At 30.6% G+C, this 13166-nt stretch carries 10 protein-coding genes; 8 read left to right on the top strand and 2 right to left on the bottom strand.

From position 1 onward, the window contains the following. Positions 1–13: 13 nt before the first annotated feature. Positions 14–1000 (bottom strand): 6-phosphofructokinase, encoded by a 987-nt coding sequence (gene pfkA / locus IM755_RS07620; RefSeq protein WP_194095403.1) that lies wholly within the window; start codon positions 998–1000, stop codon positions 14–16. 137 nt (positions 1001–1137) lie between these two features. Then, on the bottom strand, positions 1138–5550 hold the full coding sequence (locus IM755_RS07615) for a translocation/assembly module TamB domain-containing protein (protein ID WP_228063918.1): 4413 nt from the start codon (positions 5548–5550) through the stop codon (positions 1138–1140). Positions 5551–5739: 189 nt separating this feature from the next. Between IM755_RS07615 and tsaD the strand changes: the two genes are divergently transcribed. The 8 genes from tsaD (at position 5740) to IM755_RS07575 (ending at position 12711) form a co-directional block, all read left to right on the top strand. Then, positions 5740–6762: a tRNA (adenosine(37)-N6)-threonylcarbamoyltransferase complex transferase subunit TsaD gene (gene tsaD / locus IM755_RS07610; RefSeq protein WP_194095401.1), complete on the top strand. Its 1023-nt coding sequence runs from the start codon at positions 5740–5742 to the stop codon at positions 6760–6762. A gap of 5 nt (positions 6763–6767) precedes the next feature. After that, positions 6768–7472, top strand: coding sequence for a 16S rRNA (uracil(1498)-N(3))-methyltransferase (locus IM755_RS07605; RefSeq protein ID WP_194095399.1), 705 nt, complete (start codon positions 6768–6770; stop codon positions 7470–7472). Beyond that, positions 7465–8103, top strand: coding sequence for a DUF4159 domain-containing protein (locus IM755_RS07600; RefSeq protein WP_194095397.1), 639 nt, complete (start codon positions 7465–7467; stop codon positions 8101–8103). The genes IM755_RS07605 and IM755_RS07600 overlap by 8 nt, the downstream gene beginning before the upstream one ends. A gap of 239 nt (positions 8104–8342) precedes the next feature. After that, positions 8343–9305, top strand: coding sequence for a zinc metalloprotease (locus tag IM755_RS07595; RefSeq protein ID WP_194095395.1), 963 nt, complete (start codon positions 8343–8345; stop codon positions 9303–9305). Positions 9306–9384: 79 nt separating this feature from the next. After that, complete coding sequence (locus tag IM755_RS07590; protein WP_194095393.1) at positions 9385–10479, top strand: AI-2E family transporter; 1095 nt, start codon at positions 9385–9387, stop codon at positions 10477–10479. Between the two features lie 2 nt (positions 10480–10481). Next, a complete protein-coding gene (locus IM755_RS07585; RefSeq protein WP_194095391.1) occupies positions 10482–11660 on the top strand; it encodes a class I SAM-dependent methyltransferase in 1179 nt (392 codons plus the stop codon). A gap of 5 nt (positions 11661–11665) precedes the next feature. Beyond that, positions 11666–12235 carry a hypothetical protein gene (locus tag IM755_RS07580; protein ID WP_194095389.1) on the top strand — a complete coding sequence of 190 codons (570 nt, stop codon included), beginning with the start codon at positions 11666–11668 and terminating at the stop codon, positions 12233–12235. Positions 12236–12258: 23 nt separating this feature from the next. Continuing rightward, positions 12259–12711: an NTF2 fold immunity protein gene (locus IM755_RS07575; protein WP_194095387.1), complete on the top strand. Its 453-nt coding sequence runs from the start codon at positions 12259–12261 to the stop codon at positions 12709–12711. The last annotated feature ends 455 nt before the right edge of the window (positions 12712–13166 follow it).

Raw genomic sequence — 13166 nt, 5'->3', positions numbered from 1 at the left:
ATTTACTATTTTGTTATGATGATACGATATCGGATACTTTTACCAATTCCATATCGATTTCACTTTGTCCTTTGATGGCTTGTTCTAAAGGCGTTAAAGTAATTTTATCTTGATTTAAACCTACCATGTAGTTCGATTTTCCATCTAATAATGTTTCCACTGCTTTAACTCCTAATCTAGAAGCTAAAACTCGGTCAAAACAAGAAGGAGAACCCCCACGTTGCATGTGTCCTAAAACCGATACGCGAACGTCATATTCTGGCATGTTTTCTTCGATATAATCTTTTAATTCGAAAACGTTTTTACCAATTTTATCTCCTTCAGAAACTACTACGATACTAGAAGTTTTTCCTGAACCTTTACTTCTTTTTAACGATTCTACTAATCGGTCTAAACCAAAATCTTCTTCAGGAATAAGAATTTCCTCTGCTCCTGCTCCAATTCCTGCGTTTAATGCAATGTGCCCAGCATCTCTTCCCATTACTTCTACGAAAAATAATCGGTTGTGTGAATTTGCAGTATCTCTAATTTTATCAATGGCATCAATTACGGTATTTAAAGCGGTATCATATCCTAATGTATGACTTGTTCCATAAATATCATTATCAATTGTACCTGGAATTCCAATTACAGGAAATCCGTATTCTTCATTGAAGATTTCGGCTCCAGTAAAACTACCATCACCACCAATTACTACAAATGAATCAATTCCAGCTGCTACTAAATTGTCATAAGCTTTTTTTCTTCCTTCTGCTGTACGAAAATCTGCTGAACGAGCCGATTTTAAAATAGTTCCTCCTTTATTTATAATGTTTTTCACATCACGAGGTCCCATTTCTTTAAAGTCACCTTCTATCATTCCTTGGTATCCTCTGTAAATACCAACACATTCTACATTATAATAAGCACAAGCTCTAACCACTGCACGAATGGCAGCATTCATACCGGGTGAATCACCTCCGGATGTTAAAACACCAATTTTTTTAATCTTTGTCGACATATTATTTTTGATTGTTTATGTAAAGTTATAAAACGAAAAATTAAAAAACAGCGATTCTTGCAAACTATTTAATTATAGTTGCAAATTCAAACGTTTTCGTTAATAACTTTTTGATTTTTCTACTAAAAAACTACGAATTAATCGATTTCTGGGACTCTAAGTTGCTCTTGTTTTGTAGCATCGTTAGATTTTGTTTTTCTTTGATTAATGAACTCAATAAATTCAGGTGGAAACTCAGAATCAGGCAATTCATCTTTTGATTTTGATGTATCGTCTTTCTTTTTGTTTTTACTAAATATTTTTTGCATCATTTCTTTGAAAGTATTGAATTCTACATTGTAGGTTATACCTAATCCTTGTGTGTAGCCAATACCTTCTCCTACATAGTTGATATCGTTTTCGCGATTAAATACGTGTGCTTTTAGCGAACCGTCTTCGTTTAGTTGTATTAGCACTTCTAAATTACCCACAATTACCGATTCTGTAACTCCACCAACAGGAACCCCTACTTTTCCATTTATCGAAATACGGTCATTAATTCTTGTATTCATCGTTACACCAACGCGATCTGAAATCTCAGTTAGTCTATTTCCTTGTGTATAATCTACCTGAAATTGTAAATTACTATCAGCATCAGCAAAAAGGCCATTAATTATTGAATTTGCTCCTTCAATTAACGAACCATAAGCTGCATTTCCTGTTGATTCTGCAGTTACAAATGAACCCGTTGCCATTAAAGCAAAAGCCTGAGTTTGTCTGGTGTCTTTGTCTTGTAATTTATAATCAATTTCACTTTTTAATACCGAACTTACTGTTGGGAAATCAATGTTAAAATCAGGCTGTGGATTGCTTAAATTTCCGTTAAGTAAAATAGTAACATTCGTATCAACTTTTCTATTGAAAGAAGCGCTCTCAACTAAAACTGCTGGGTTTGCCATAGTTTTATAAGTTGCTTTTAAATCTAAAACCGCATTCATTGGTTGACCATCCCAACGAATTGTTCCTCCTTTTTCTACACTAAATTTTTTATCGATAATTCCTCCATATTTAAAATTATATTGTCCTTCTTGAACAATAAAATCGCCAAACATTTCGAATTTACCAAGTGTATTTATATTCATTTGCATAGAACCTACTCCCGTTCCTTTCATTGCATGACCTGTTTCACGGTTTAAAATAATTTCAATATCAGCATCAGTATCAATATCAAAATTGAAGTCAAGTTCTAATCCTTGATATCTATTTTCTTTAACAATTTTACCTAAAAGAGATTTTTGATATTCTTCCACTGTCATAAAATTAATAAAGGAATTGTTTCCTAAATCTTCGTCATCATTTACTGGAATTTTTATGGAAGTTCCTTTTTCAGATTCACCCGCTACTTTAATATTTAATGCATCTACAGAGCCTGTTATACTAGCTTTTCCTTTCATAAAAGCTGTTCCGTAATAATAAGCACCTTCTGAATCTTTAGTATCTAATGCTAAAATATTATCCGAAATCAAATGCAAATCGAGTTCCCAATCACCAAGATTTTCATGACGAATAGTTCCATCAATTACACCTTGTGTTTTGTATTTGGTATCGGTAACTTCAATTTTTCGAAGACTAAATTGGTGTTCTGTTAAATCTACAATCGCATTTTTTTCGAAAGCATAATCAACATTCAAATAAGGAACTCGCATTCCTGCATCATTTAGATACAAGCGACCATCCATTTCTGGTTTTGTTAAAGAACCACCAATTGTGGTTCTACCTGTAGCATTTCCTCTAACATCAGATAAAACACTTCCAAGTAAAGAACCGAAAGGAGCTAAATTAAATTTTTCAAAGCCTGCTACTAAATCTAAACTTGATTGTTGTCCCACAAAATTTATTTTTCCGTCCAAGAAAAAGTGCTCTTGACCTTCTTGTTTCAAACTGGAATTCACTTTAAACTGATTGAAATTTTCGTTTCCTTCTATTTTAAAATCTAAATCACCTAGTAAAAACTGATTGATCTTCAGACTATCAATTGCTAGATTTGATATCGGTTCATACTTATTTCTATCTTGTTTATAAGTAATATTTCCATTGATTTTTCCACCAAATGATAGACTATCTAATGTAGGCGTTACCTTGTTTAAATCTACATCATCAAAGGATAATTTGAAATCTTTGTAGGTAGAATCGCGCATGGTTCCAAAGAAATCTATCTTTTGATTATTATGAGATAATGTTAACTTTTGGAAATCGAAATCTTTAAATTTTTTATCGAAAACAATCTTGTTGTCTTCCGTTTCTTGTTCATTTATGAACCAAAGATACTCTTTGAATTTAATCTCTGATTTTTTGAATCCAACAATAGATTGCTTATCTTCATTTATGGTATGATACAAGTTCAAATCATAAGTATCTTCACTTTTTGGACCACCTTTAAACTCAGAACGGACAAACAAGGTGTCATTTAAAGTTAAATTGATTAAATTGAAGTCTGCAATTTTATACTTACTATTTTTAATTGAATCAACCGTAATGTAAGCATTATATAAAGGATTCTTATTATCAATCTCAATATTTACATTTTCAATTGTATTTTCATATGCAATAATATTTGGCGAAGTAAAATCAAATACAAATTTGCCTTCATCACCACTTATTTTCCCTTTAGCTTTTGTGTTTTCGGATATTTTGACATCTGGAATAAAAACTTCAACAATTTTATCATAAATCGTTAAATCAAAATTTATAAACTGACCTTTTTCTAATTTATTTGGAGAATAATTAGCATACAAACTTCCCAGTGCATTTTCAACCATTTTTTGCACTTGATTTACTTTATATTTCCCAACAATTTGCCCTGTAATAATATCTGGAGAGTTAATTTCAATCGTTCTAACTCGTTCTGCATCAAAAGAAGAAGTGATTTCAAAATCATCAAAAAAGTACGAATCTTTACTGTTTTGGTACGAAACATTATTTATTTTTAAAACTCCTGCTAAATCATCAATAGAATTTCCGTCTGCTTTGAAATCGATAGTTCCTTTAAAAATAGAAATTGAATCTTTTTTGTAAAAGTTTAAGATATGTAAATCGGCATAGTCAATTTGGGCTTTAAAATCGTAGTTTTTAGCTTTCAAACTTAAGTCGATAGTTCCATCGAAATCCATTTTTAAATTGGGATCATTACTATTGAAATACCCTTTGTAATAAGGCATTTTCATACTTCCGTCAACGGTAATATTTTGATAATTATAACCGTTGTAATAAAACTTATCAATTTTTCCTTTTATAGCAGTATTCAATAATTTTTGAGTGAATCCTTTCCCATCAACATCTAAATCTAAAGTTGCTTTACCAATTTCTTTTTCACTTAAAAGTGTTCCTAAATCAAAAGCATTTAATTTGATATTTCCTTGATAGGAAGCATTATCAATATTATTGATGTTCTGCATGGCTAAATTTCCTTCTAAATAACCTAATTGCGATAACATCGAAACATCAGCGTTGATGTATTTTTGCGTTAATTCAACATCTCCAGCAATATTTACATTTCCTAATTTAGCTAAAACCGATGGTAAATTATTGCCTAAAATTCGAGGTAAAATAGATTTTAAATCTTCATAATTAGAAGTAATTCGATCAAAGTTTCCTTTCATGTAAAACTCTTGATTTCCTTTTCCAAAAAGATTTCTAAAATTGGCAGTTCCAATAATTTCTGATTGATTCTTATCTACTAATTTAAGATTATGAGTCGTAAAATTATTCAATGTTCCAATCAAATGTGTGTCAACATAAAAGACATTGTTTTTCCCAAATTCATTATAAAAATAATTCAAATCGTTTGAAGCAATCGTAGCTTTATCAAACTGAACATCAAAAATTACTTTGTTATTAAAATCTGAAAAATCTTTTCTGTTGTACTTCAACTCAACTCTACCTTTCATTTCAGATGAAGGCGTTTTCATTGCTAATTGATCTAACAATATATTTTTCTTGGTATACGTAAAATCAGCCGTAATATTTTCGACTAACAAACCGCGATGATCTTTGAAAGATAGCTTGTCTATAAATGTATATACATTGGGACCTTTGATAAAGAAATCTTCGATTTTACCGTTTAATTGCGTAAAATCAAGCATTTTTGGCGTTTGAAGATTGTAATCGATGTATTGAAAACGACTGTTATAAACCGTCATCTTATTCGCTTTCATTCTAAATTTACCTGAAGAAGGAGAGCCATCATCAAAAGCTTCAATGAATTTATCTAAGTTCGTATAATCTTCGTTTTTGTAATTTACAATTCTAACATCCATTCCATGTAAAAAAACATCTTTCAGATACGGATGACCTGGGTCGTAAATTTTCTTAAAACTTAAAATTGACGTATTTAATTTCTTGATATAAAACAACGTATCTTGATGATGATCTAAAACTAAAACATCGCCAAGTTTTACACTTCCAAAAGGCGTAATAGCAACTTTTCCTATCGTAATATTTGTTCCGAAAGACTTATTTAAGCTATCAGTCGCATATTTTCCTAAAGCAGTTTGCACAAATGGCAACGACAAGAGTATGCCCAATAAGAGAAACAGCAATAAAATTGCAATTAGGGAACGAAATAGTATTTTTTTAAATTTTTTGATACGTTCTTTTGTTTTAAATTTGCTACCAATTATTTAACTTGGTGTATAATTCAACAAAAATAAGGAAATTTGTAAGATAATTACAATATCCCTATTCCAAATTTCATGCCTAAAATGTCAGAAAGAAAAATATATACTTTAGCCATCGAAAGTTCCTGTGATGATACGTCTGCAGCCGTACTTTGTAACGATGTTGTTTTGTCAAATATTGTGGCACGACAAGCAATTCACGAAGAATATGGTGGCGTAGTTCCAGAATTAGCTTCGAGAGCACACCAACAAAACATTGTTCCAGTTGTAGATGTTGCCATTAAAAAAGCTGGAATTACCAAAAACGACTTGAATTGTATCGCATTTACACAAGGTCCAGGTTTGATGGGTTCGCTATTAGTTGGAGGTTCTTTTGCAAAATCTATGAGTATGGCTTTAGATATTCCGTTGGTGGCGGTAAATCACATGAAAGCGCATATTTTAGCGCATTTTATTGATGAAGAAGGTTTTGATAAACCAACTTTTCCGTTTCTAGCGTTAACTATTTCGGGCGGACATACTCAAATTGTGAAAGTGAATAGTTTTTTTGATTTGGAAATTATTGGTGAAACTACTGATGATGCGGTTGGAGAAGCCTTTGATAAATCGGCTAAGATTTTAGGACTTCCCTATCCTGGTGGTCCATTGATTGATAAATTTGCACAAGAAGGAAATCCAAAAGCGTTTCCGTTTACCAAACCAAAAGTGGATGGTTTAAATTTTAGCTTCAGCGGTTTAAAAACCCAAATTTTATATTTCATTCAAAAAAATGTAGCAGAAAATCCAAATTTTATTGAAGAAAATAAAGCGGATATTTGTGCTTCTATCCAATATACCATCATTAATATTTTGATGGACAAATTAAAATTAGCCGTAGCAGAAACTGGAATCAATCAAATTGCGATTGGTGGAGGTGTTTCAGCAAATTCAGGTATCAGAACTACATTGAAAGAAGCTGAAAAAAAATACGGTTGGAAATCTTACATTCCAAAATTCGAATACACAACCGATAATGCGGCAATGATTGGAATTGTAGGTTACTATAACTTTTTAGAAGAAAATTTCAGTCAAGCTGATGTAACTTCTAAAGCAAGAATTGAATTTTAAATCTTATGCAACTATTCTATAATTCTGATATAAAACAAGGCGATGTTACTTTCTTTTTCGACAAGGAAGAAAGTAAACATATAGTTAAAGTTTTACGTAAAAAAGAAAGTGATAAAATATTTATTACTAATGGATTAGGTTTTTTATTTGAATCGGAAATTATTTTAGCTTCTGATAAAAAATGCGAAGTTAAAATCACAAAAGAAACCTTCCAAGAACCCGATAAATTTTACACGCATATCGTAGTTGCTCCAACTAAAATGAACGACCGATTAGAATGGTTTTTAGAAAAAGCAACCGAGATTAGTATTCACGAAATCACGCCAATTATTTGTGATCATTCCGAACGAAAAGTATATAAAATTGATCGAGCTGAAAAAATCATTCAAGCCGCAATGAAACAATCTTTACATTACTATATTCCAAAAATCAATGAACCGATTTCATTCTCACAATTCGTAAAATCGAATATCGACGGACAAAAATTCATTGCGCATTGCGAAGAAACGGATAAAAAATCGTTTAAAAACGAAGTCAAAAAAGACGAAAAAGTCACCATTTTAATTGGTCCAGAAGGCGATTTTTCTACAAAAGAAATCAATTTGGCTATTGTAAATAATTTTATTCCTGTAACTTTGGGAAACACAAGGTTACGAACAGAAACCGCAGCTTTAGTAGCTTGTCATACAATTTCGTTGATAAATGAATAGAATTTTAGTCCTTATATTATTGGTTTGGAATTTGGGTTTTACTCAAGAAATCGCTGTTGCTAAATATTCTGGTGGAGGTGATTGGTACGCGAATCCGACTTCTTTACCTAATTTGGCTAAATTTTGCAATCAAAACATCAATACCAAAATCAACACTAAAATTGCAACGGTTGAAGTTGGAAGCTCGGAAATATTCACCTATCCCTTCGTGCATATGACAGGTCATGGAAATGTTGTTTTTAGTCCGAATGATGTTATAAATCTTCGAAATTATCTTACTTCAGGAGGATTTTTACATATTGATGATAATTACGGAATGAACGAATACATTAGAAAAGAAATTAAAAAAATATTTCCTGATAATCAGTTAACAGAAATTCCTTCTAATCATATTTTATTTCAAGAACCATTTAATTTCCCTGGTGGATTACCCAAAATTCACGAACATGACAATCAAAAACCACAAGCTTTTGGAATTTTCATCGAAGGGCGAATTGTTCTTTTATACACTTATCAAACAGACTTAGGAGATGGCTGGGAAGATCCTGAAGTTCATAACGACCCACAGAATGTTAGAGAAAAAGCACTAAAAATGGGTGCTAACATCTTATATTATGCATTTAAAAATTAATTTTTTCCATTGAAGAAAAATTTAGTTTTTATTAAAATATGCAGAAAAACTACAGCAATTTATTTTTCAATACCTTTTAATTTTGGATTGTTGAACATTTCAAACGAAAACATAATGTTACACAATTTTTATAGAAACTTTGATTTACTGTAAAAAAATACAAACATTATAATAAAAAAATAAAAATATCGTTATAAAAGTGTTAACTAACCATTTCAACTAACTAAAATGTATTATTTATGAAAAAAATTCTTTTATCAGCAGTTTCTTTACTGCTATTGGTTTCTTGTAGCAATGACGAATCAAGTTCTTCTACTAATTTGGCAACAACTTCAGGTCATGAACATCACAGAGGCTGTGCTTCACATGAAGTTCTTGAACAACAATTGAGAGAAAACCCTGAATTAGCATCAAAAATGCAAGAAATCGAAAGGTTTACTCAAAACGCAATTACCAATGGAAGATTAGTTAATGGAAAAATTGAAATTCCTGTTGTAGTAAATGTTTTATATAGAACTGCTGCTGAAAACATTTCTTTAACACAAATACAATCTCAAATTGATGTATTAAATAAAGATTTTAATGCATTAAACAGTGATTTCAATCAAGTACCAACTGTTTTCTCTGGAGTTAAAGCGAATGTTGGAATTTCATTCGTATTAGATGCTGTTTACAGAAAATCAACAACAAAAACATCATGGGGAACTCGTGATGCCATGAAGAAATCGAATCAAGGTGGTATTAATCCTACTTCTCCAACTACAAAATTAAACTTATGGGTTTGTACAATTGGTGGTGGAATTTTAGGTTATGCACAATTCCCTGGCGGATCATCAGCAACTGACGGAGTTGTTATTGATTCAAAATACTTAGGAACTACAGGTACTGCAACAGCTCCTTTCAACAAAGGAAGAACTGCTACGCACGAAGTAGGTCACTGGATGAACTTGAGACATATTTGGGGTGATGCTACTTGCGGAAGCGATTTAGTAAACGATACTCCAACTCACAATACTGCAAATTACGGGCTACCTGTTTTCCCTCACTACTCTACTTGCACAGGAACACCTATTGAAATGACTATGAACTATATGGATTACACAGATGATGCTGGTATGTATATGTTTTCTGAAGGACAAAAAAGCAGAATGTTAGCCATTTTTGCTTCTGGAGGTTCTAGATTTTCATTTGCTCAGCCATAATCAAATGAAACATTTGAGTTAATTTGTAAAACTCACCATTATGTGGTGAGTTTTTTTTATTTTAGCAAAAACAAATCAAATGAATTCAAAAGAATTAAGCCTCGGAATTGTTAGAGCAATAGCAATTATTGTCGCTATTTCACTTCTGTTATTTTTCTTTTATAAAATTTCAACAGTAATTATTTATTGTATCATATCGGTTGTTTTCACACTTCTGTTGTATCCATTCGTACTATTTTTAAGAAGAAAACTTAAATTTAGAAATACATTAGCTGTTGTTACTACTTTGATAATGGTAATTCTTTTAATTTCTGGAATCATTTTACTATTTGTTCCGTTAATTATTTCACAAGGTGAAAATTTATCTCTTTTAGATATCAAATCACTGGAAAGTAATTACAATAGATTGTTAAATGATGTAACAATATATCTAAGTTCTCACAATATCGATTTACAACAAATTGCTAAAAGTTCGAAAATAACTTCATTTTCAAATTTTGAATTTATTCCTAATTTCTTGAATAATATTGTAAGTACTATTGGTAACATAGGAATGGGGTTAGCATCCGTTTTATTCATTTCTTTTTTCTTGCTAAAAGAGCGAATTGCTTTCGCAACAGCTTTTAAAAATATTTTACCCGAAGAACAAAAAGAAAAAGTGCTTAACTCTATTGAAAAAATTAACGAAATGCTTTCGAAGTATTTCTTGGGATTGCTACTTCAATTGTTTATTATTTTAGTTTTATATTTCATTGTTTTTTTAATATTTGGAGTTGATAATGCACTGATAATTGCGCTTTTATGTGCCGTTTTCAATATCGTTCCTTATGTAGGTCCAATTATCGCAACTTTTGTAGCAGGAATTTTAATTATGACTAGTAGCATTGGAACTGGTGCTGATTTTGCTTCTGAAACGCTGCCTACGACCATTTATGTTTTAATTGGAATGTTTGTAGTACAATTGATTGATAATAATATCAGTTCTCCATTGATTTTTTCAAAAAGTACCAATTCACATCCTTTGGAAATTTTCTTGGTGATTTTAATTGCTGGAATTTTGTTTGGTATTACTGGAATGATTATCGCAGTTCCTTTTTACACTTCATTAAAAGTAATTGGAAAAGAATTTTTACCTGAAAATAGAATCATCAAAGCCCTTACCAAAAACTTATAGTTTTGAATTTAGAATCTCTTTTACAAACTGAAATACAAGATTTTATCAACAAAAATCTGAATGAAGATAGCACGAAATTAGCTTTAAAGAAAAATCCATTTCCTGCAGTGAATTATTCGGCTATTATCAATCAAATAATTGCAAAAAAGAAAGCAAAGGAAAAACTCCCAACTTGGTTTTCATCTGAAAATATAATTTATCCTGATAAAATTTCAATTGAACAAACCTCTTCAGAAACTACAGCAAAATATAAGGCTTCACTAGCATCAGGAGAAAAGTTAATCGATTGTACGGGCGGATTTGGAATTGACGATTACTACTTTTCCAAACAATTCAAATCCGTTATCCATTGCGAATTAAATGCGGATTTATCCAAAATCGTAAAACATAATTTCGAAGTTCTAAAAGCTAAAAATATTGAATGTTATCAAGGCGATAGCACTCAAATTTTAGAAGAATTGAATCAAAAGTTCGATTGCATTTACATTGATCCTTCCAGAAGAAATGATGTAAAAGGCAAAGTCTTCATGTTAGCCGATTGTTTACCGAATGTAGTAGACTTACAAGATTTTTATTACCAATTTACCGATACCATTTTAATCAAAACGGCTCCTATTTTAGATCTTCATGCTGGATTATTGGAATTGAAAAATGTGGTTGAAATTCACATCGTAGCTGTGGAGAACGAAGTAAAAGAGTTGCTTTGGAAAATTGAGAAAAAATTCAATGAATCTCCAATAATTATTGCAGTTAATCTGGAAAAAGAAAAACAAACAATTACCAAAATTGAAAGCTCAAAATCGTATTTTGCATCGTATAGTTTATCAAAAAAATATCTGTACGAACCTAATGCTTCTCTAATGAAATCAGGCGGATTTGAAGCGGTTTCCGAATTGTTTGCTGTTGGGAAATTGCACCAACATTCACATTTATATACTTCGGATGAACTTATTGATTTTCCCGGAAGAAAATTTCAAATTGATGTGATTGTTCCGTTCCAGAAAAAAGAAATTTCGCAACATATTCAAGGCAAAAAAATGAATGTTTCTACACGAAATTTTCCCATAAAACCAGAAGAAATCAAGAAAAAATACCAAATTACAGATGGTGGAACAGTTTTTGCTTTTTTCACCACAAATATGAATAATGAAAAAATAATTTTACTTTGCACCAAATTATAATCCAGATGAAACACCTTTTATCGCTGCTATTGTTACTTACACTAAGTGTTAACGCTCAAAAAAAAGATTGCATTTACGATATTGAAGAAAAAACAGATTCAACTTCATTAAGAGTTTTGCCAAACGTTTTAATGCATGAAAAAATATTTGGAAACACCAATGAATACTTATTCTTTGCTCTTTTAAACGACAACGGAACACCTATGTTGAGCATTCAACAATTACAAAAAAGCAAAGACTTCATTAAGACGAATTGTATTGCTAAAAATTCAAAAATCGTTTTACAATTAATGAATGGAAAAATTATAAACTTAATTAGTTCCGATGAAGAATCTTGTAGTGTTTTAACTTACGATGCAAAAGAAAAAAATAACATTAGAATTCTAACAGGCTATTTTTACTTTACCAAAACCAATTATGAAGATTTAAAAAATAGTCCAATTAGCTTAATGCGCATTCAATTTGCAGGAGAAACAAAAGATTACGTATTGAAAAGCGAATTAAACTCAGAAACTTTAAAAACAAAATCGAAACCCGATAGTTATTTTATGCAGTTTTTGAAGTGTGTGGAGTAAATTAGTTATAAATTTCAAAAATCATGAAACCAATTTATCTATTTATTTTAAGTTTAGTTCCTAGCTTAATAATTTCTCAAGAAATTAGACTAAAAACACCATCTGAAATAACTTTAGAATTTATTAAAGATTTTAAAAAATGGAATGATTTTGCTTACAACCTAAGTTTAAACAATAATAATAGTGAAGATTTAATAGAATCCGAATACAAAAAAATAATTATTAAATTCTGTCAAGCAACTAAATCTCATCAAGGGATTTCTTTTGGAAGTCACTCGGATCATTGCCCAGAAAAAGAAAAAATAAGTAAAGAAATCATCAAAAAAGATACGGCAATTATCAAAACAAAATTTAAAGATCCAAAAAATAGTTTTCTAGATGCTGAATACGAATATCACTTTATTAAAATCGAAAACAATTGGTTTTTAGAAGAAGTGTATCTTGTAGATGAAGATGGGAAATATGAGGGACTTTAAGATAATCAGAATTTATTAAAAACAAAAAAGCCTTGCAAATGCAAGGCTTTTTGTGATCGCGCCAGGATTCTAATGCACACTGATTGACAATAAGTTAGATATTAAGCGTGTCAAAATCGTGGCACGCAATTCAATATTTTTTCAAATTTACATAGAAAATTAATTCATTTCAATGTGCAATTACACACACTTAACTATTGCACTAATTTTCGATATATTTGAAGTTTAACAGAAGTATTATTGATACTAAATTGAATATTTTTATATTTGATTTTAAGATTAATTCTAGAAGGAACGAAAAGCATATACAATTTAATGATATTTACTAGTTATGAGCAAGCTATCTTGAACTCTAAAAAAATGAAAAATATATTTATCATATTCTTAATATTATTCTCTATGTCAACTTTTGCGCAAAAGAAAACTGAATTTACAGGAAAAAAAGTAAAAGTTAG

Source organism: Flavobacterium proteolyticum (genome assembly GCF_015223105.1).
GTDB classification, from domain to species: Bacteria; Bacteroidota; Bacteroidia; order Flavobacteriales; family Flavobacteriaceae; genus Flavobacterium; species Flavobacterium proteolyticum.
This window is presented reverse-complemented; position numbering and strand designations above follow the sequence as displayed.

Excerpts from the sequence above, each read along its gene's own strand:
- pfkA (WP_194095403.1), bottom strand. The coding sequence starts at position 1,000 with ATGTCGACAAAGATTAAAAAAATTGGTGTTTTAACATCCGGAGGTGAT.
- tsaD (WP_194095401.1), top strand. The coding sequence starts at position 5,740 with ATGTCAGAAAGAAAAATATATACTTTAGCCATCGAAAGTTCCTGTGAT.
- IM755_RS07605 (WP_194095399.1), top strand. The coding sequence starts at position 6,768 with ATGCAACTATTCTATAATTCTGATATAAAACAAGGCGATGTTACTTTC.
- IM755_RS07600 (WP_194095397.1), top strand. The coding sequence starts at position 7,465 with ATGAATAGAATTTTAGTCCTTATATTATTGGTTTGGAATTTGGGTTTT.
- IM755_RS07595 (WP_194095395.1), top strand. The coding sequence starts at position 8,343 with ATGAAAAAAATTCTTTTATCAGCAGTTTCTTTACTGCTATTGGTTTCT.
- IM755_RS07590 (WP_194095393.1), top strand. The coding sequence starts at position 9,385 with ATGAATTCAAAAGAATTAAGCCTCGGAATTGTTAGAGCAATAGCAATT.
- IM755_RS07580 (WP_194095389.1), top strand. The coding sequence starts at position 11,666 with ATGAAACACCTTTTATCGCTGCTATTGTTACTTACACTAAGTGTTAAC.
- IM755_RS07575 (WP_194095387.1), top strand. The coding sequence starts at position 12,259 with ATGAAACCAATTTATCTATTTATTTTAAGTTTAGTTCCTAGCTTAATA.